We start from the raw sequence: 20110 nt of genomic DNA, 5'->3' as shown, positions 1-20110 counted from the left end.
CCATGACAACCAAGACCGAGACCATCGAGGGCACCGTGGCCGAATACGTCACCGCCGTGATCGGCGGGCAATTGTTCGGCCTGCCGATCTCCCGCGTCCAGGACGTGTTCATGCCGGAACGGCTGACGCGGGTGCCGCTGTCCTCCGCCGAGATCGCCGGCGTGCTCAATCTGCGCGGCCGCATCGTCACCGTGGTCGACATGCGCGCCCGGCTCGGCTTGCCGAAGAACGACGACGGCAAGCCGCCGATGGCGGTCGGCGTCGACTTGCGCGGCGAGTCCTACGGCCTCTTGATCGACCAGATCGGCGAGGTGCTGCGGCTGCCCGACAATGGCCGCGAGGAAAACCCCGTCAACCTCGACCCCCGCTTCGCCAAGCTCGCCGGCGGCGTGCACCGCCTCGACGGCCAGCTCATGGTCGTCCTCGACGTCGATCGCGTTCTCGAAATCATACCGAAAACAACCCTCGCAGCGTAGCGCTCGTCAAGCAAGGAGGCCGAGATGAAAACCTGTCTTGTCGTCGATGACTCCAGCGTCGTGCGAAAGATCGCGCGCCGCATCCTGGAAGAGCTGGACTTCCAAATTACTGAAGCCGAGGACGGCGAGCAGGCGCTTGAAGCCTGCAAGAGTGCCATGCCCACGGCAGTTCTGCTCGACTGGAACATGCCGGTCATGGACGGTTACGAATTCCTCGGCCATCTGCGCCGCCTGCCCGGCGGCGACGCGCCCAAGGTGGTGTTCTGCACCACCGAGAACGGCATGGATCATATTTCTCGCGCGCTGCATGCCGGCGCCAATGAATACATCATGAAGCCGTTCGACAAGGACATCGTCGCGGCAAAATTCCAGGAAGTCGGCCTCGTCGCGCTCCCGGAACAGAGCCCGATCTAAATCTTATCGCTTGTCCTTGAGAGGCTCCCGTGACCCCGCCAGACTATGAGTATCTGCGTAAGCTCCTGAAGGATCATTCCGGTCTCGACCTGTCCGCAGACAAGCAATACCTGATCGAAAGCCGCCTGCTTCCGCTCTCGCGCAAATGCGGTGTGTCGGGCATCGGCGAACTCGTGCAGAAAATGAAGGGCGGATCGTCATCGATCACCGTCCAGGTGGTCGAGGCCATGACCACCAACGAGACCTTCTTCTTTCGCGACAAGGTGCCATTCGAACACTTCCGCGATACGATCATGCCGGAGCTGTTGAAGGCGCGCGCCAGCCGCAGGAGCATCAGGATATGGTGTGCCGCCGGCTCGACCGGCCAGGAGCCGTATTCGCTTGCCATGTCGCTGAAGGAAATGGGCGCGGCGCTTGCCGGCTGGCGGATCGAGATCATCGCGACCGACCTGTCGCAGGAAGTGCTCGAAAAATCGAAGTCGGGCGTCTACAGCCAGTTCGAGGTCCAGCGCGGCCTTCCGATTCAGCTTCTCGTCAAATATTTCAAGCAGAACGGCGAACTGTGGCAGATCAGTCCGGAACTGCGCGGCATGGTGCAGCATCGCCAGCTCAATCTGCTGCACGATTTCTCCCAGCTCGGCACCTTCGACGTCATCTTCTGCCGGAACGTCCTGATCTATTTCGATCAGGAGACCAAGATCAATATCTTTGGCCGCCTCGCCAAGACAATGGAAGGCGATGGCTTCCTGGTGCTGGGCGCGGCGGAAACGGTCGTCGGCCTGACTGATGTCTTCAAGCCGTTCCCGGACAGGCGCGGCCTCTATCGGCCGAGCGGCGCGTGTGCCGCATCTCCGCAGGGCGCAGCGGCAATGCCAAAAATCGCGGCAATGGCGGGACGGTGAGCGATGACAGAGGACGGCAAAGGCACGGAGCGGGTTACATTCAGCCGCGGCTATGATGTCTGCATCATGGCGATCGACGGGACCTGGCGCAGGGACTGCCAGCTCAACGCGATCTCGGACACCGACGCCGAACTGACTGTGGAAGGCTCCATTCAAGGCCTCAATCTCAAGGAGTTCTTCCTGCTGCTGTCGTCGACCGGCCTCGCCTATCGCCGGTGCGAGCTCGTTCGTGTCAACGGCACGGAAATGGACATCCGCTTCCTGAGAGGCAAGCACAGCAAGAAAAAGTCAGGCGCGTCGTCAAAATCCGAAGAGGCGATGAGCTGAAGCGGATGGCTCTGCGGGGCCAAAGGCCCCCCGGAGAGCGCAGACGATTTGGTCAGCAGTTTCGATCCGTATTGTCCGAGGTCGCGATAGGCGGTGCCTGCCGCCTTTGTGTAGCGGGGAGATACGTCGTCAAGCACGATGACGTTGATGGAACTCTCGGGAGCGCCGGGCGAAACTTCCAATCATTTGTTCAATCAGTCGCAGGCTGTTCTGGACGTGTTCGACCAAGTTGATGCGTTGCTACTTGTGCGTTATGCCGCGGTCCCGTACAAATACGGTCCGGTATGAAGTTCAATACCGTTATCCGAGTGTGCGTCACATTCAACCACGCATGGACGATGGAACATGGCTGAAAAAGCCCCCTCCCGCGGGGAAATTTTCGTAGTCGATGACGATCCAGCCGTTCGCGACACGCTTTCGATGGTGCTGTCGGCAGCCGGCTATCAGGTCATCTGTTTCGCCGACGGCGCCGCGCTGCTGGCGATTGCACGAACACGGACGCCAGCCTGCATCCTGCTCGACGTGCATATCCCCGGTAAGTCCGGCCTCGATATTCTGAAAGAGCTTCATGGTGAGGACTACCCTGCACCGATCTTCATGGTCTCGGGGCAGGGCGATATCGCCATGGCGGTCAGCGCCATCAAGAACGGCGCGCTGGACTTCATCGAAAAGCCGTTTCGCGGCAGCGAAATCGTAGCAAGACTCGATGAGGCGATCGAGGCCTATGCTCGCCGGCAGGCGCAAAGTACGTCGTCGCGCATCGCGGCCCTGCATTTTCCGGGACGGGAACCGCTCACGCGACGCGAACGCGAGGTGCTGGAGCAGTTCACCGCCGGCGCTTCCAACAAGGAAGCAGGACGGCATCTCGGGATCAGCCCGCGCACGATTGAGGACCACCGCGCCAATATCATGAAGAAACTCGGCGCGCGGAATGCCGCCGATCTGGTTCGCATCGTGATGACCACCCAGCGACAGGGCCAGATCTGATCCAAGGCTGGTCAAGGCTGATCGCAGGCCGGATCCACCGTAGCCTTGCGCTGGATGCAGGTGCCACCGTTGCGATCAATCGGCGAGCGCTTTGCGGATCATCATCGCCATATCCGATTTCCGATAGGGCTTGGCGAGCAGCAATACGCCTTCGTCGAGTCGCCCGTGATGAATGATGGCATTCTCGGTATAGCCCGAGGTGAACAGTACCCTTAGTCCGGGCCTGGCCTTCGCTATCTCGTCGGCGAGCTGGCGGCCGTTCATGCCGGGCATGATCACGTCGGTGAACAGCAGATCAAACGGACGGCCGGTATGGACCAACGCGAGGGCTTCAGTGGCGTTCGCCGCATCCAGCGTGACGTAACCGAGTGAATGCAGTTGCGCCAGCACATAGTCGCGCACCAGCTTGTCGTCCTCCACTACCAGAATTGTTTCATGGCCGCCCTCGACAGCCGGCGCCAGTGTAGCCTCGGCCGCCGGCAATGCGCCCGTGGCCGGCGGCAGATACATCTTGATCGTCGTGCCATGGCCTTCTTCGCTGTAGATCATGACGTGGCCGGCCGATTGTTTGATGAAGCCGTACACCATGCTCAGCCCGAGGCCGGTACCTTTGCCGGGCCCCTTCGAGGTGAAGAACGGATTGAATACCTTGTCGAGCATCGCAGTCGGAATGCCGGTTCCGGTATCGCTCACCCCAATCATGGCGTAGCGACCGGGCCGGACGTCGCTGTGCATCCTCGCATAATTGTCGTCGAGCATGACGAAGCCGGTTTCGATGATGAGCTTGCCGCCATCGGGCATCGCGTCGCGGGCGTTTAGGGCCAGATTGAGGATCGCGGTGGCGAGTTGATTGGGATCGACGATCGCAGCGCACGTTTCGTCTTCGAACACGGATTCGATCTCGACATGCTCGCCGAGCGTCCGCTGTAGCAGTTTCGCCGTGTCGATGATCAGCGTGTTGACGTCGGTTACCTTCGGCTCCAGCGGCTGCTTGCGCGCGAAGGCGAGCAGGTGCTGGGTGAGGTCGGCGCCGCGTGAGGCCGCCTCGTCGATCATTCGCGTGATGGCGGCAAGCTGCGGTTCGCCCTTGACGGCGTCGGCCAGAATTTCGATCGTTCCGGTGATCACCGTCAGGATATTGTTGAAGTCGTGCGCGATGCCGCCGGTGAGCTGTCCCATCGCCTCCATCTTCTCGGCCTGCCGGATCCTGTCCTCGGCCGCGATCCTGTCGGTGAGATCGCGCATGAAGCCGTTGAACACGAATCCGTTGCGTCGCCGAAGCGCGGTAATGCTGAGCTCGACCTTGATTTCCTTTCCATCTCGCCGCATCGCCTCGATTTCGAAGCGGCGGCCGAGGATGGCGGCCTCGCCGGTGCGCAGAAACCGCTCCAGGCCGACCTTGTGGGCGGCGCGATGGACATCGGGAATGATCAGCTCGCTCAGTTTGGTGCCGATCGCCTCCGCGCGCGACCAGCCGAATATCTTCTCCGCCTGCGAGTTCCAGTCGGTGACGATGCCCTGATCGTCCATCTGCACGAAGGCATCGAGCGCGGTGTCGATGATGCCGCGCGCGAGCTGTTCGCTTTCGCGCAACGTCTCTTGCGCCAACCGGCCCTCGGTCATGTCACGGCCGACGAAGAAGAAGCGCTTGACCGGCTCGGACCATGTCCCGAGCCATGACAACCACACCTCTCGTCCGTCCTTGTGAATGCAGCGGGTATCGGACATCTTCGGGCGCAGCCCGCGCCGTGCTGCACGCATTTCCCGACGCGAGGTCTCGAGGTGGTCGGTGTGGATGAAATCCTCGCCGCTGCGTCCGATCATTTCTTCCGGCCGATAACCCAATATGGCCTCGCAGCTCGGGCTGATCTGAACCAGGAATCCTCGGGAATCCATCACCATGATCAGATCCTGCGAGGTCTCGAAGATGCGGCGAAGCTCTTCGGTCTGTTGCCGCAGCACCTGCCTGGTCTTGTTGGTTTCGGTGATGTCGCGTGCCACCTTCGAGATGCCGATGGTCGCGCCTGAGGGGGCCTTGATCGGGGAGACGCTGAGCGACACTTCGATCCGGCTGCCGTCTTTTTTCAGGCGGACGGTTTCATGTTGCTCGATGCGTTCGCCCGAGCCGATCCGGCGTAACGTGTCATGCAACTCGGGCAGCCGGTCCATCGGAACGACAAGGGTGATGCTCTTGCCCACAGTTTCCGCAGCCGTGTACCCGTACAGCCGCTCCGCGGCCGAATTCCAGCCGGTGATCGTGCCATTGAGCGACGTCGTGACGATGGCGTCACTGGAGGATTCGACCGCTGCGCTGAACAGCCGTTCCCGTTCCGCGTGATGATCGCGCGCAGCTACGGTGCGGCGATGCTCCTCGACCTCCTGTTGGAGCGCTGCGGTTTTTGCATTGATCTCCTCGATCGCGTGCGCAAACGCCCGCGCGAGCACGCCGGTCTCGCCGCGCGCATCGACCGGGATGGCCGCCTTCCCTTTGGCCACGCCCTGAACGGCTTCGGTCAGCCGGACGATCGGCCGGGCCAGCGACCTCGCGATCAGCAGCGCCAGCACTGCTGCGCACAACACCGCGATCGCCCCGACCAGAAACGAGGTATTTTGGATGCTTGCTGCCGGGGCCATGATCACGGCATTCGGGGCGGTCTCGATGACCCCAACCCATTCGGAACCGGCCAGGACGGCGGGAGCAAACGCGACACCGTTGGACCGCCCAGCCTGGTCCGCAACGATTTCGGCACTGCCTTGTTTTGCTCCGGCCTGCGACGCCAGATGCGGGAAGTCAGCTTTCCAGTCGTTGGGTTTGCCGAGCAACAAGCCGAATTCGCGCGACCGGTCGGGGTGAATGAGATAGTCGCCCTGCCGATTGACGACGTAGATCGTCTCGCCCGGCCACGCCGATGCTCTGATACGGTCGAACGCGCGCCGCATGTCGACATTGATCATGAAAATTCCGAACGGCTTGCCGTCGGTCGTGAAAATCGGCGTCGCGACGCGGACTGTCGGCCGGTGCACCTCTTCGATCAGACCGTTGAAGCGGCCGAGATCGAGCGGCGAGACGTAGAGCTGTTTAGGACCGAGCCGGATCGTTTCCTGGAAATAGCCGCGATCGCCTCGCTTCTGCAGGCCCGCTTCAGGGACGATCCGAACCGTGCCGTTCGGTCCATTGCGGTCGACGCGGACCAGCTCGCGGCCGTCGTCGTCGAGGCCGACAATTCGAAACATCGCGTATGTCGGCTTGGCTTCAAGTTCCGCAGCGAAACGTGACGCTATCCGGTCGCGCCAGATCTTTTCGGAGACGCCATCGACCGGATCGATGCCGCCCGCTTGGCGGGCGCGGACCAGTCCGTGCAACGCCACCGCCGAGCGAAAGCCAGCAACATCTCCGGTCGCGCTCGCCGCGTAATATTCCAGATCGGTCGCAAGCTGCCGTGAATGCGTCTCGATGCGGTCGCGGGCACGCTGCAGGAGCGCCTGTTCCAGGTTGTGATAGCTCAGCCATCCGACCGCGGTAACCGCGATCGCGACCAACGCAATCATCGCGATGGCTAGCCTGGTTGTGAGCGTCATGTCGGTGTTCGCTCGCCCTCCCGCTCCAATCCAGCAATCCACCGGACGAATCGGATGCTATGGCGCATTACGGGGAGGACGCAACACCGCGGGGCGTGGCGGCGAGCCACGTTCAACGGCTTCCAGGCAGCCCGTGACGGCAGCCAAAAGGTCGGCCGGCCGGAACGGCTTCTGCAGACTCGAAATCGCCCCGAGCTTGGTCGCCATGGTCAGGAAGTCGGGCGCCGATTCCGCTTCGGGCGAGATCGGCCGGCCGGAGATGACAATGATCGGCATGTGCGGCCGCTGCTGGCGAACCATCCGCATGGTTTCAAATCCGTCCATTCCAGGCATAAAAATGTCGAGGAACAGCAAATCGAAATCGCCACTCTGGCACAATGCGAGGCCGTGTCGCCCGTCACCGGCGGTGACCACGCTATGCCCGGCGCGCTCCAGCAGCAGGCGGACGGTCATCTGGACCGCCACATCGTCATCCACGACGAGAATCTTTGCCAAATTGAAAGGTTCTCCGGGCCCCGCTGGAATCAAGTCACGGCAGGCTGCGAGTTTTGCCGAATCCTCGTATTGCCGCAACTGCTCCCCCGGCAGGAACGTTCCGGGTGGGCGGTCAAAAAAGCCGGCGCAAAATGCCGGTATGGCAAGCAGATTCGGAACCTCGCGCCTGCGAGCGTGATTCCTGATGTCGCAGCAGTCAGTTGCTGAGATATTCCGGATAGCGCGAGCGAATTTGGTCGAGTTCGCTCAGTGTTCCCGACAAATGGGTACGCAGGTGCTTCTGCGCCTCTTCGGGTTGGCCGGCCTCGATCGCTTTTGCAATCAGCTTGTGATGGCGCAGGATATCCTGCGCCTTGCCGGGGGAGGGCAGATGCAGCCGGCGCAGCCGGTCGATATGTCCGCTGCGGCTGCGCACCAGCGACCAGATGTCCTGCTTGTCGGTGGCGGCGTAGAGCTGGGCATGGAACTCGTTGTCGGCGGCCATGAATTTTTCGAAGTCGCCGGCTTTCGCGAATTGCTGTTGGCGGACGATGGTCGCATGGAGCTCGGCCGCCAAGGCTTCGTCATGGCGCATTGCCAGCATGCGGACAATTTCGAGCTCGACCGCCTGCCGCAGGAAATGCGCCTGCTGCGCCAGCCGCACGTCGACCCGGCTGACCACCGTGGCATATTGCGGAAAGACGTCGACCAGCCCTTCCTCCTCGAGCCGCATCAGCGCATCGCGGATCGGTGTCGAACTCACCCCGAATTGCCCGGCCAGCGCAGCGCGCGATAGCGGCGATCCCGGCGGCAGCTCCAGCGAAATGATCATGCCGCGCAGGCGCTCGAACACCTGCGGCGCGGCCTGACGATCGCGATCGAGCCGATCGGCGGAGCGCGGCACGGTCCGGCGGGAAACGATCTGGGATGCAGCCATCGAACGAATCGGCCTCAGAAGGCGCTTGCTTCAAATGCACTAATACATTAGTGCATTTCCTTCGATGCGTCAATGAAACGCCGGAGGAGATGCACAATGAGAAACAGAATGTGGAGCGCCTGCGCGGGCGCCGTCGCGGCGCTTGCCATGGTGCTGCCGGGCTCTCAGGCCGCAGCCCAGCAGAAAACGGAGATTTCGCTGTCGCGGCAGCCGGGCATTTTCTACATGCCTTCGCACATCATGGAAAAACACAAGCTGATCGAGAAGCACGCAGCTTCGCTCGGCGTGCCCAGCGTCACCACCAAGTGGATCAACTTAAGCGGCGGCGGCGCGCAGACCGACGCGCTATTGGCAGGCAGCGTCGATATCCTCAACACCGGGACCGGCAATCTCTTGTTGCTGTGGGATCGCACCCGCGGCGGCGTCAAGGGCATCGTCGCCACCTCGGCGCAACCGATGACGCTGATCAGCCGCGATCCGAATATCATGTCGATCAAGGATTTCGGCCCGAACGACAAGATCGCGGTGCCGACGGTGAAGGTCTCGACGCAGGCGATCGTGCTGCAGATCGCGGCAAGCGAGATCTTCGGCGCCGACCAGTGGTCGAAGCTCGATGCCAGCACGGTACAGCTCGGCCATCCCGACGCCTATGTGGCGATGACCAATGCCCAGCACGAGGTCCGCAACCATTTTGCGATCCCGCCGTTCACCTTCCTCGAACTGAAGAACGTTCCCGGCGCGCATGTGGTGCTGTCGTCGTCGGACGTGATGGGCGGCCCGCTCAGCCAGGCGCAGTTCTTCACCACGACCAAATTCGCCGACGCCAATCCGAAGATCGTGCAGGCCGTGCGCGACGCCACCAAGGAAGCGCAGGATCTGATCCGCGGCGACACCAAGGCCGCGGTCGAGATCTACAAGGAAGTCACCGGCGACAAGACCAGCGTCGAGGACCTGCTGGCCTGGCTGAAGGAGCCCGGCATGATGGAATGGAACCTGCAGCCGCAGGGTACCATGAAGTTCGCCGCGCATCTGTTCAAGGTCGGCACGCTGAAGACCATGCCCAAGGCGTGGACCGATTATTACCTGCCGGTCGCGCACGACCTGAAGGGTAATTGATCGACATGGCCGCGCTTCTCGACGTCAGTGACGTAACACTGCGCTACAAGACCTCGAGCGCGGTCGTGACCGCGACCGAGCGGGTCAGCTTCACGGTCGATCGTTCCGATCGCTTCGTGCTGCTCGGCCCCTCCGGTTGCGGCAAGTCGACGCTGTTGAAAGCCGTCGGCGGCTACATGAGGCCGAGCGAGGGCAAGATGCGGATCTCGGGCCGCGAAATATCCGAGCCCGGCGCCGACCGCATGATGATTTTTCAGGAGTTCGACCAGCTTCTGCCGTGGAAAACGGTGCTGGAGAACGTGATGTTTCCGCTGCTGATGACACGGAAACTGCCGCGCAAGGAAGCGGAGATGCGGGCGCGCGCCTATATCGAAAAAGTCAGCCTCACCCGCGTCGTCGATGCCTATCCGCACACCCTATCCGGCGGCATGAAGCAGCGCGTCGCGATCGCGCGCGGCATGGCGATGGAGCCGGATATTTTGCTGATGGACGAGCCGTTCGCAGCCCTCGATGCGCTGACGCGGCGCACCTGCCAGGACGAACTGCTGCAGCTTTGGGCGGAGACCAAATTCACCGTGCTGTTCGTCACCCATTCGATCGCGGAGGCGATCAAGATCGGCAACCGCATCCTGCTGCTGTCGCCGCATCCCGGCCGGGTCAAGGCCGAGGTGATCGACGTCGACAAGGTTTCCGGCGAGGACGGCAGCGCGGCGCGGCTGGAAAAGCAGATCCATGATCTCTTGTTCGCCGACGCTGTCACGGCACACTAAAGGAGCGCGCGATGGGTGAGGCCAGAATTCTGTTGCGCGATGCCGCCGAACTGACGGCGGCGGTGCCGGCCGAGGTCGAGCGCAAGCTGACGGTGCTGGAGCTGTTGTGGAACGACGGCTTTGTACGCAAGGCCGTGATCATCATCTTCCTCGCCGCGGCCTGGGAGGCCTACGGCACCATCCTGAACAATCCGCTGCTGTTCCCGACCTTCCACGACACCATCGTCACCATGTTCGACAAGGTGCGCGACGGCACCATCCCCTTGCGTGCCTGGGCGTCGCTGAAGGTGCTGTTCATGGGCTATGCCGCAGGCATTGCGCTGGCCGCCATCTTCACGATTCTCGCGATCTCGACCCGGATCGGCACGGATTTCCTCGAAACCATCACGGCGATGTTCAATCCCTTGCCGGCAATCGCGCTGTTGCCGCTGGCCCTGATCTGGTTCGGTCTCGGCAACGGCAGCCTCGTGTTCGTGCTGATCCATTCGGTGCTGTGGCCGGTCGCGCTCAACACCCATTCCGGCTTCAAGAGCGTCTCGAACACGCTGCGCATGGTCGGCCGCAATTACGGCCTGCGCGGATTGCCCTACGTATTCCGCATCCTGATCCCCGCGGCATTCGCCTCGATTCTGACGGGCCTGAAGATCGGCTGGGCGTTTGCCTGGCGTACGCTGATCGCCGCCGAACTGGTGTTCGGCGTGTCGTCGGGGCAGGGCGGCCTCGGTTGGTTCATCTTCGAGAACCGCAACTTGCTGGATATCCCCGCCGTGTTCGCCGGCCTGTTGACCGTGATCGTCATTGGCCTGATCGTGGAGAACCTGATCTTCCGCACGATCGAGCGCAACACCGTCCAGAAATGGGGGACTCAGTCATGAGCAACAAGAAGAACCCCGCTGATCTCCGCAGCGCGCGCTGGTTCGCGCCTGATGATCTCCGCGCCTTCGGCCACCGCTCGCGCGCCATGCAGATGGGCTACGCGCCGGAGGAATGGAAGGGCCGGCCTGTCATAGCGATCCTCAACACCTGGTCGGATGCGCAGCCCTGTCACATGCATTTCAAGAGCCGCGTCGACGACGTCAAGCGCGGCATCCTGATGGCGGGCGGCTTCCCGATGGAACTGCCGGCGCTGTCGCTGTCGGAATCGTTCCTGAAGCCGACCACCATGCTCTACCGCAACATGCTGGCGATGGATGCCGAGGAATTGTTGCGCGGCCATCCGGTCGATGGCGTGGTGCTGATGGGCGGCTGCGACAAGACCACGCCCGGCCTGCTGCTCGGTGCCACCAGCATGAACCTGCCGACGATCTATCTGCCGGCCGGGCCGATGCTGCGCGGCAACTGGAAGGGCAAGACGCTGGGTTCGGGCTCGGATGCCTGGAAATACTGGGACGAGCGCCGTGCCGGAAAAATCTCCGACAAGGACTGGGTTGACGTCGAGGCCGGCATCGCCCGCAGCTACGGCACCTGCATGACGATGGGCACGGCGTCGACCATGACGGCGATTGCGGAATCGATCGGCATGACGCTGCCGGGCGCCTCCTCGATTCCCGCAGCCGATGCCGGCCACATCCGCATGGCCTCCGAATGCGGCCGCCGCATCGTCGAGATGGTGTGGGAGGACCTGACGCCGGAGAAGATTCAGACCCGAAAAGCCTTCGAGAACGCGATTACGGTCGCGATGGCGATGGGCTGCTCGACCAATGCGATCATCCATCTGATCGCGCAGGCGCGCCGTGCCGGCCAGGACATCGGGCTCGACGATTTCGAGAAGGCCAGCCGCAAGGTGCCTGTGATCGCCAATGTGCGGCCGAGCGGCGACAAATATCTGATGGAAGATTTCTTCTACGCCGGCGGCCTGCCGGGCCTGATGAGCCGCATCAAGGAGCATCTGCATCTCGACGTCATGACGGTCACTGGCCAGACGCTCGGCGAGAACATCGCGCGCGCCGAAGTCTATAATGACGACGTTATCCGCACCATCGAGAATCCCATCTACAAGGAAGGTGCGCTTGCGGTGCTCAAGGGCAATCTCGCGCCCGATGGCTGCGTGATCAAGCCGAGTGCCTGTGAGCCGCGCTTCCTCAGGCACACCGGGCCGGCGCTGGTGTTCGACGATTACCCTTCGCTGAAGAAAGCGATCGACGATCCCGATCTCGACGTCACGGCGGATCACGTGCTGATCCTGCGCAATGCCGGTCCGCAGGGAGGGCCGGGTATGCCGGAATGGGGCATGCTGCCGATCCCGACCAAACTGGTGAAGCAGGGCGTGCGCGACATGGTGCGGCTGTCGGATGCGCGCATGAGCGGCACCAGCTATGGCGCCTGCATCCTGCACGTCTCGCCGGAATCCTACATCGGCGGGCCGCTGGCGCTGGTGCGAACCGGCGACAAGATCACGCTCGACGTCAACGCCCGTACCATCAACCTCGATGTGCCGGAGGCGGAGCTCGCAATGCGCCGCGCCGAGTGGAAGGCGCCGGAGCCGCGTTACGAGCGCGGCTATGGCTGGATGTTCACCCGCCACATCAAGCAGGCCAATGAAGGCTGCGACTTCGATTTTCTGGAGACCGGATTTGGAGCACCGGTGAGTGAGCCGCCGATTTACTAGCCCTCCGTCATTGCGAGCGCAGCGAAGCAATCCATCTCACGACCCAAAGAAAGAATGGATTGCTTCGTCGCTTCGCTCCTCGCAATGACGGGATAGACGACACCAAACAAAAAGCATCACAGGGGAGGACGACAAATGAACATCACCCGACGCAACCTGCTCGCCGGCGCCGGCGCCGGCGCCGGCACCGCTGCCGCCACGACGCTGCTCGCGCGCACCGCCCTCGCGCAATCGTTCCCGTTCACGCCGAACCAGCGCTATCCCGATCCGGCGGTGCAGATCCTCGATCCGAGTTTTGCAAAGTATCGGATCTATTCCTCGACCATCGAACAGGTTGCGACCGGCATGCGCTGGGCCGAAGGGCCGGCGTATTTTCCGGAAGGAGGCTATCTCTTGTTCTCCGACATTCCCAACAACCGCATCATGAAGTTCGACGAGAAAACCAACCAGACCTCGGTCTTCCGCGCCAATGCCAACTACGCCAACGGCAACGCGCGCGATCGTCAGGGCCGCCTCGTCACCTGCGAGCATTCGGTCACTCGCCGCGTCACCCGCACGGAGAAGGACGGCAAGATCACCGTGCTGGCCGACAAGTTCGAGGGCAAGCGGTTGAACGCGCCGAACGATATCGTGGTGAAATCCGACGACACCATCTGGTTCACCGATCCCCTGTTCGGCATCAACGGCGAGTGGGAAGGCAAAAAGGAAAAGCCCGAGCAGGCGACTACCAACGTCTATCGCCTGACCAAGGACGGCAAGCTCACCGCCGTCATTACCGACATCGTCAATCCCAACGGGCTCGCCTTCTCGCCGGATGAGAAGAAGCTTTATGTCGTGGAATGGAAGGGCACGCCGAACCGCAGCATCTGGAGTTTTGACGTCAACGCCGACGGCACGGTGGGCGGCAAGACCAAGCTGATCGACGCCGCCGATCAAGGCGCACTCGACGGCTTCCGCGTTGACCGCGACGGCAATCTATGGTGCGGCTGGGGCTCCAACGGCGCGCTGCAGCCCGAGCCGACGGAGGTTGGCGGCCGCCGGGTGTATCAGCTCAAGGGCAAGCCGGAGGATCTCGACGGCGTTATGGTATTCAGCCCGGCCGGCAAGCCGCTAGCCCACATCCGCCTGCCGGAGCGGTGCGCCAATCTCACCTTCGGCGGCCCGAAGAACAACCGCCTCTACATGACGAGCTGCCACTCGGTCTATGCGCTGTATGTGGAGTCGCACGGGGCGGTGTGATTGATCCCGTCATTCCGGGATGGTCCGAAGGACCAGACCTCAGGTGCGCAATTGCGCACCGGGGAATCTCGAGATTCCGGATTCGCTCGCTGACGCGAGCGCTCCGGAATGACGACCAAGAAAGCGAGAACACAATGACAAAACTGAGCGACGCTACCCGCAACAAACTCAAGACCGTTTCCACTGCCACCGTCGCCACCGCGTTGTTCAAGCGCGGCTTCCGCATTCAGATGATCCAGGATGTGCACCCCTTGGGTCCCGATCAACCGGCGTTGGTCGGCGAGGCCTTTACCTTGCGCTACATGCCGGCGCGCGAGGACCTCAACAAGATCGACGTGTTTCGCGACCGCAGCCACCCGCAGCGCAAGGCGATCGAGGATTGCCCGCCCGGCGCAGTGCTGGTGATGGACAGCCGCAAGGACGCCCGCGCCGCGTCCGCCGGCGCCATCCTGGTGACGCGGCTGATGCAGCGTGGCTGCGCCGGCGTCATCACCGACGGCGGCTTTCGGGACTCCGCCGAGATCGCTAAGCTCGGCTTCCCTGCCTATCACCACCGCCCAAGCGCGCCGACCAATCTCACGCTGCATCAGGCGATCGAGATCAACGTGCCGATCGGTTGCGGCGACGCGCCGGTGTTTCCCGGCGACGTTATTCTTGGCGATGCCGACGGCGTGATCGTGATCCCCGCGCATCTGGCCGACGAAATCGCCGACGAGGCGGTCGAGATGACGGCGTTTGAGGATTTCGTGACAGAGCAGGTCCAGAACGGCCGCGGCATTTTCGGGCTCTATCCGGCGACCGATCCGCAGACGCTGACCGATTTCGCGGAGTGGCGAAAGAAGAACGGGCGTTAACTGCGTGCCCCGGACGCAGCGCAGCGCAAAGCGATGCGCTGCAGAGCCGGGGCCCATGCGTTGGTGGGTCCCGGCTCTGCGATGCAACGTTGCACGCCGCATCGCGTCCGGGACACGAGCGCCTCACGCCTCACCCTTCTCCGCCAGCCCCACCGCCCATAGCGCAAACGCATAAGCAATCGCCACTTCATCGAGCCGGTTGAAGCGGCCCGACGCGCCGCCGTGGCCGGCGCCCATGTTGGTGCGCAGCAGCACCGGCCCGCCACCGGTCATGGTCGCGCGCAACCGCGCGATCCATTTCGCCGGCTCCCAGTAGGTGACGCGCGGATCGGTCAGGCCGCCCATCGCGAGCACAGCGGGATATTCCTTCGCCGCGATATTGTCGTAGGGCGAGTACGACAAGATGGTGCGAAAATCCTTTTCGCTCTCGATAGGGTTGCCCCATTCCGGCCATTCCGGCGGCGTCAGCGGCAGCGTGTCGTCGAGCATGGTGTTGAGTACGTCGACGAACGGCACTTCGGCGACGATGCCGGCGAACAATTCGCCGGCGCGGTTGGCGCTAGCTCCCATCAGCATGCCGCCGGCGCTGCCGCCATGGCCGACGATGCGCTTGGCGCTGGTGTATTTTGCCTCGATCAAGGCGCGCCCGGCGGCAGCGAAATCGTCGAATGAATTCGTCTTCTTCTCGCGCTTGCCGTCGAGATACCAGCCCCAGCCTTTGTCCGCGCCGCCGCGGATATGCGCGATCGCATAGACAAAGCCGCGATCGACCAGCGACAGCCGGTTGGTTGAGAACGAGGCTGGCATCGCCATGCCGTAGGAGCCGTAGCCATAGAGCAGCAGCGGCGCGCTACCGTCGCGCGCGAGGTCCTTGCGGTGCAGGATCGAGACCGGCACTGACGCGCCGTCATGCGACCTCGCCATGATCCGCGTGGTGACATAGTCGGCCGGGTCATGGCCGGACGGAATCTCCTGCCGCTTGCGCAAGACGCGCGTTCGCTTCGCCATGTCGTAGTCATAGACTTCCGACGGCGTCGTCATTGACGAATAGGAAAACCGCAGATTGGTGGTCTCGAATTCGTAGCTGCCCATGGTGTCCAGCGAATACGCCGCCTCGTCAAAGGCGATGGCATGTTCCTCGCCGTTACCGAGATCGCGGATAATGATCGCGGGCAGCGCGTTGGCGCGCTCCAGCCGCACCATGTGGCCGGCATAGAGTTCGACATCGAGCACATAGATGCCGGCGCGATGCGGAATCAATTCGCGCCAGTTGGCGCGTTCGGGCGAGGCGAGCGGCGCGGTGACGACCTTGAAGTCGATCGCGTCATCCGCATTGGTTAGAATGAACAATTCATCGCCGCGGTCGGCGATCGAATACTGCACGCCTTCTTCGCGTTCCGCCACCAGCCGCGGCGGCACTTCGGGATTGGCGAGATCGATCAGCCGCTGTTCCGACGTCTCATGATCGCCGCCGGCGATCACGCAGAAACGGCCGGAAGAGCTCTCGTGCAGATGGGTGAACCAGCCGGAGTCTTGCTCCTCATAAACCAGCGTGTCGTCCGCCTGCCTGGTGCCGAGCCGATGGCGCCAGACCTGCATCGGGCGATGGTTGTCGTCGAGTTTGACATAGAAGAAGCTTTGGCAATCCTTGCTCCAGACGATGCCGCCGTCGGTCTCTTCGACAAGATCGTCGCGGTCGATCCCCGTCTCCCAGTCGCGCACGCGGATCGAGAAATATTCCGAGCCCTTGGTATCGGCGCTCCACGCGTGCAGTGTGTGGTCAGGCGAATGCCGCGCGCCGCCGAACTTGAAATACTCATGGTCCTTGGCGAGGGCGTCGCCGTCGAGCACGATTCTTACCGCGCCGCCATCACGCTGCGTGCGGCCGAACATTTCATGCTGCCCGCCTTCGCGGAATTTTCGCAAATAGGCGAACGGGCCGTCCGGTGACGGCACGCTGGAATCGTCTTCCTTGATCCGTCCGCGCATTTCCGCGACCAGCTTCTTCTGCAAGACGGCGGTGTGGCCGAGCAGGCTCTCGGTGTAATCGTTCTCGGCTTCCAGATATTTGCGGATGTCCGGGTCGAGGATCGAGGGGTCGCGCAGCACTTCCTGCCATTTCGGCTCCTTCAGCCAGGCATAGTCGTCCTGCACGGTGATGCCGTGCGTGGTGAAAGTATGCGGCCGGCGCGGGGCGACCGGCGGCGAGAGGGCGGGCTTTTTGGCGGCGGCTTGTGTCACGCGGTCCTCACATGGCTCAATGGTGCGCCTTATATCGGGGCAAATGTGGCGGATTACCAGATGTGCTAACCGTCGTCCCTGCGAACGCAGGGACCCATACGCCGCGGCCTGCGAAAGTGGCACAACGGGAGACGGTTTCTCTCACACCGCTGAGCGGTGGTTATGGGTCCCTGCTTTCGCAGGAACGACGAGCCGACAGAGCCGATCCTAACTATTCCGCAGCTTCGCCCCGGCGCCGCCGCCGAACATCGGGATCCGGTTCACCGCGAGCACCACCGCAAAGGTGATCACCAGCATCGCGATGCCGAGCACCGAGATCGCGGCGAGGTCGCCGCTTTCGTTGAGGTCGTAGATCAAAACCGACAGCACCTTGGTCTGCGAGGTGAACAGCACGATCGCCGCGGATAACTCCCGCATCACGCCGATGAAGATGAAGCACCAAGTCGCGATCACGCCGGTGCGCAACAAAGGCGCGGTGATCTGGCGCAGCGATTGCAGCCGGCTCGCCCCGAGAATGCGGCTGGCGTCCTCCAGTTCGGGATGAATGGTCGCGAACGCCGCCTGCAATTGCTGATAGGCCGAAGGGAGGGTGATGGTGAGAAACGCCAGCAGCAGGATCCACAGCGTGCCATAGAGCACGAAGGGCGGCCGCGTGTAGCTCAAGAACAATCCGACGCCGAGCACGATGCCGGGCACGGCCACCGGGGCGGTGGCGAGAAAGCCGAGCACCCGGTGGCTTGCGATGACGCGGCGGGTCGTGACATAGGCGACCACGAGCGCGAGCGTGGTGCCGATGGTCGCCGTCGATGCACCCAGGATCACCGTGTTCTTCAGCGCGAGCTGGGTCGACGACAATTCGGTGAACACGAAGACGATGTTGTGCAGCGTCGCCGTCGCCGGCGTCACCAGCGTGGTCGCGTTCGGCGAGAACGCTGCGTTGAGCAGCGCGAAATAGGGCAGGAACACCGGATTGAGCAGCACGAGGAGGCAGAATGCCAGCGCGGCCCAGCGCCATGCTCCCATTTCGATCGGCCGCGGCGGGCCATATTTGCCGCCGAGCACGGAGTAGCCGCGGCGGCCGAGCAAAACTTTCTGGCCCTGCAGCAGCAGGATCGTCAGCAGCAATAGCGGCACGGCGGCGGCAGCCGCCAGTTCGAGCTTTGGCGGATACTGGAACAGGCTCCAGATCTTCGTCGTCATGGTGTGGAAACCGGCCGGCAGCGCCAGGATCGCCGGCGATCCGAACAGCGTCATCGCCTGCAGGAACGCGATCAATGCGCCAGCGACCAGCGCCGGCATCGCAAGCGGAATGGTGACGCGCCGCGCCGTGGTCCAAGCCTTGCCGCCGAGAATGGCGGAGGCATCTTCCAGTTCGCCCGGCATGTTGTCGAGCGCATTGGCGACCAGCACGAACACAAATGGGAAGGTGTAGCAGGAGATCACAAAGATCAGCCCGGTCAGCGAATAGATGTCGAACAAGGGATCTTCGGCGCCGGTGAGGTAGCGATAGAGCTGGTTCAGCATGCCGCTGTTGGGCGCCGCCAGCAGTTCCCAGGCAACCGCGCCCAGAAACGGCGGTGTCACGAAGGAAGCCGTCACCAGCGCGCGGATGATCTGCCGCCCCGGCATGTCGGTGCGCGACACCAGCCAGCCGATCGGGGCGGCGACAAGGCAGCAGGCCACCGCGGAAGTGGTTGCGATGATCGCTGTCGTCAGCAATGGATCAAGGAAAGCGGGGTCGGTGAACAGCGTGACGAAATTCTGCAGCGTCGGATGCCGCGCCTTGTCGGTGAATGCAAAGACCGCCAGCCACGACAGCGGCAGCACGATCAGCACGATCATGAACGCTGCGAACAGCCACAGGATAGGGCGGGTGAGGTCGAGGCGGGATCTTGGGGTGTCGGTGGCGATGGTGGTCATGTTATTCCCACAGGCGCGGTGCAGCCCCCTCGCCCCGCGCTTGCGGGGAGAGGGTTGGGGTGAGGGGCTCTATCCGCGGATTCGGACTCGCGGAGAGCCCCCTCACCCGCCGCGCATCTGGCGATGCGCGTCGGCCTCTCCCCGCAAGCGGGGCGAGGCAAGACAGAGAGCGTCGCCACTTGCATCCTCAAACCCTGAACAGCCGCGCATAGCGCGTCTTGATTTCTTCCGTCATTTTCTCCACGCCCTCGGCATCCTCCTTCATCAGCTTGATGTCGGAAATCTTCCGCCGGCCCGGCTTCGACTGCACCTGTGCGTGAACCGAATATTGCGCGCTGAAGTCGATGAAGAATTGTTGCGTCTCGCGCGTATGCAGCCATGCCTGAAACAACTTCGCGGCATTGGGATGCTCCGCGCTCCTGAAGATGCCGGTCGGCCCCGAAATCGTCGGCGTGCCTTCGGTCGGGTACACCGGCTCGACCGGCTGGCCGGCTTCCTTCAACAGCACGATGCCGTATTCGTTGCCGTCGGCCATCACGGCGCGCTCGCCGAGCGACAGCTTCTTCGGCGGATCGGTCGACGACTGCACCTGCATCACGCGCTGCTTCGCCAGTCTTTCCATGTACTCCCAGCCGAGTTCGCGAACGAGCTGAAACGTCGCGGTCATGATGGTGCCGCTATAGGCCGGGTGGGCCTTGACCATCTTGCCCGCCCATTTGGCGTCGAGCAGGTCGGCAAAACTCTTCGGCGCGTCTTCCGCTTTGACGAGATTGGTGTTGTAGGCGATCGACGACAGCCACACCCGCGAGGTCGCAAACATGCCGTCGGGATCGCGATAGCTTTCCGGAAAATGTTTTGCGACGTCCTCCGGCACGAACGGCATCAGCCAGCCGTTCTTCTTCCAACTGATGAAGTGCGAGGCGTCGGAGGAGTTGACGATGTCGGCGGCGCGAATGTTGCTCGCAAATTCCTGGTCGATACGCTGAAACAGCCGCTCCGAACCGGAGCGCTCGATCTGGATGGTTACGCCCGGAAAGGCGGCCTCGAATGCCTTGCCGAGCTTTTCGCCGACCGGCAGGTCCATCGACGAATAAAAGATCAGCTTGCCTTCCTTCTTCGCCGCATCCACCAGCGCTGATGTGATCGCGACCGGCTCCGGCGCCTGGGCGCGAACAGGGGAGGCGAATACCGTGCCAACCGCCAGCGCCGCCGAGCCTTGCAGGATGTCGCGTCTTGAAAGCTTTCGTCCCCTCATCGCGTCCTCCC

General features: G+C 62.8%; 17 protein-coding genes. 11 read left to right on the top strand and 6 right to left on the bottom strand.

Features of this window, described 5'->3' with window-relative positions; translation table 11 throughout:
* Window positions 1-2: 2 nt before the first annotated feature.
* The 5 genes from V1273_RS33320 (at window position 3) to V1273_RS33300 (ending at window position 3106) form a co-directional block, all read left to right on the top strand.
* Window positions 3-476, top strand: coding sequence for a chemotaxis protein CheW (locus tag V1273_RS33320; RefSeq protein WP_334372052.1), 474 nt, complete (start codon window positions 3-5; stop codon window positions 474-476).
* Window positions 477-500: 24 nt separating this feature from the next.
* Window positions 501-890: a response regulator gene (locus V1273_RS33315; protein ID WP_334412066.1), complete on the top strand. Its 390-nt coding sequence runs from the start codon at window positions 501-503 to the stop codon at window positions 888-890.
* 29 nt (window positions 891-919) lie between these two features.
* Window positions 920-1792, top strand: coding sequence for a CheR family methyltransferase (locus V1273_RS33310; RefSeq protein ID WP_334412065.1), 873 nt, complete (start codon window positions 920-922; stop codon window positions 1790-1792).
* A gap of 3 nt (window positions 1793-1795) precedes the next feature.
* Entirely contained in the window at window positions 1796-2119 is a 324-nt protein-coding gene (locus V1273_RS33305) for a PilZ domain-containing protein (protein ID WP_334365545.1), read from the top strand.
* A gap of 345 nt (window positions 2120-2464) precedes the next feature.
* Complete coding sequence (locus tag V1273_RS33300) at window positions 2465-3106, top strand: response regulator transcription factor (RefSeq protein ID WP_057841383.1); 642 nt, start codon at window positions 2465-2467, stop codon at window positions 3104-3106.
* 75 nt (window positions 3107-3181) lie between these two features.
* Here the strand turns inward: V1273_RS33300 and V1273_RS33295 are convergent, their stop codons facing one another.
* The 3 genes from V1273_RS33295 to V1273_RS33285 all read right to left on the bottom strand — a co-directional run bounded on the left by V1273_RS33295 (window position 3182) and on the right by V1273_RS33285 (window position 8096).
* Complete coding sequence (locus V1273_RS33295) at window positions 3182-6685, bottom strand: PAS domain S-box protein (protein ID WP_334379815.1); 3504 nt, start codon at window positions 6683-6685, stop codon at window positions 3182-3184.
* 57 nt (window positions 6686-6742) lie between these two features.
* Window positions 6743-7180: a response regulator gene (locus V1273_RS33290; protein ID WP_334412064.1), complete on the bottom strand. Its 438-nt coding sequence runs from the start codon at window positions 7178-7180 to the stop codon at window positions 6743-6745.
* Window positions 7181-7376: 196 nt separating this feature from the next.
* The gene (locus tag V1273_RS33285; protein ID WP_334365542.1) at window positions 7377-8096 is read right to left on the bottom strand and encodes a GntR family transcriptional regulator; all 720 of its coding nucleotides are present in this window, start codon (window positions 8094-8096) and stop codon (window positions 7377-7379) included.
* A gap of 108 nt (window positions 8097-8204) precedes the next feature.
* On the opposite strand from V1273_RS33285, the gene V1273_RS33280 reads away from it, so the two are divergent.
* The 6 genes from V1273_RS33280 (at window position 8205) to V1273_RS33255 (ending at window position 14683) form a co-directional block, all read left to right on the top strand.
* On the top strand, window positions 8205-9212 hold the full coding sequence (locus V1273_RS33280) for an ABC transporter substrate-binding protein (RefSeq protein WP_442894177.1): 1008 nt from the start codon (window positions 8205-8207) through the stop codon (window positions 9210-9212).
* 5 nt (window positions 9213-9217) lie between these two features.
* Entirely contained in the window at window positions 9218-9982 is a 765-nt protein-coding gene (locus V1273_RS33275; RefSeq protein WP_334369064.1) for an ABC transporter ATP-binding protein, read from the top strand.
* An 11-nt stretch (window positions 9983-9993) separates the two neighbouring features.
* Window positions 9994-10857 carry an ABC transporter permease gene (locus V1273_RS33270; protein ID WP_334412063.1) on the top strand — a complete coding sequence of 288 codons (864 nt, stop codon included), beginning with the start codon at window positions 9994-9996 and terminating at the stop codon, window positions 10855-10857.
* Entirely contained in the window at window positions 10854-12590 is a 1737-nt protein-coding gene (gene araD / locus V1273_RS33265) for an L-arabinonate dehydratase (protein WP_334412062.1), read from the top strand. The genes V1273_RS33270 and araD overlap by 4 nt, the downstream gene beginning before the upstream one ends.
* A gap of 135 nt (window positions 12591-12725) precedes the next feature.
* Window positions 12726-13829, top strand: coding sequence for an SMP-30/gluconolactonase/LRE family protein (locus V1273_RS33260; RefSeq protein ID WP_334412061.1), 1104 nt, complete (start codon window positions 12726-12728; stop codon window positions 13827-13829).
* 134 nt (window positions 13830-13963) lie between these two features.
* The gene (locus tag V1273_RS33255; protein ID WP_334412060.1) at window positions 13964-14683 is read left to right on the top strand and encodes a ribonuclease activity regulator RraA; all 720 of its coding nucleotides are present in this window, start codon (window positions 13964-13966) and stop codon (window positions 14681-14683) included.
* Window positions 14684-14806: 123 nt separating this feature from the next.
* Here the strand turns inward: V1273_RS33255 and V1273_RS33250 are convergent, their stop codons facing one another.
* The 3 genes from V1273_RS33250 to V1273_RS33240 all read right to left on the bottom strand — a co-directional run bounded on the left by V1273_RS33250 (window position 14807) and on the right by V1273_RS33240 (window position 20099).
* Complete coding sequence (locus tag V1273_RS33250; RefSeq protein WP_334412059.1) at window positions 14807-16924, bottom strand: S9 family peptidase; 2118 nt, start codon at window positions 16922-16924, stop codon at window positions 14807-14809.
* Window positions 16925-17131: 207 nt separating this feature from the next.
* Window positions 17132-18844 (bottom strand): ABC transporter permease, encoded by a 1713-nt coding sequence (locus V1273_RS33245; RefSeq protein WP_334412058.1) that lies wholly within the window; start codon window positions 18842-18844, stop codon window positions 17132-17134.
* A 187-nt stretch (window positions 18845-19031) separates the two neighbouring features.
* Window positions 19032-20099: a substrate-binding domain-containing protein gene (locus tag V1273_RS33240; RefSeq protein WP_334412057.1), complete on the bottom strand. Its 1068-nt coding sequence runs from the start codon at window positions 20097-20099 to the stop codon at window positions 19032-19034.
* Window positions 20100-20110 lie beyond the last annotated feature (11 nt).

Origin of the sequence: Bradyrhizobium sp. AZCC 1721 (assembly GCF_036924715.1) — a bacterium.
Classification (GTDB): domain Bacteria; phylum Pseudomonadota; class Alphaproteobacteria; order Rhizobiales; family Xanthobacteraceae; genus Bradyrhizobium.
Note: the sequence above shows the minus strand (reverse complement) of the source record. Positions and strands in the feature narration are given on the sequence as shown.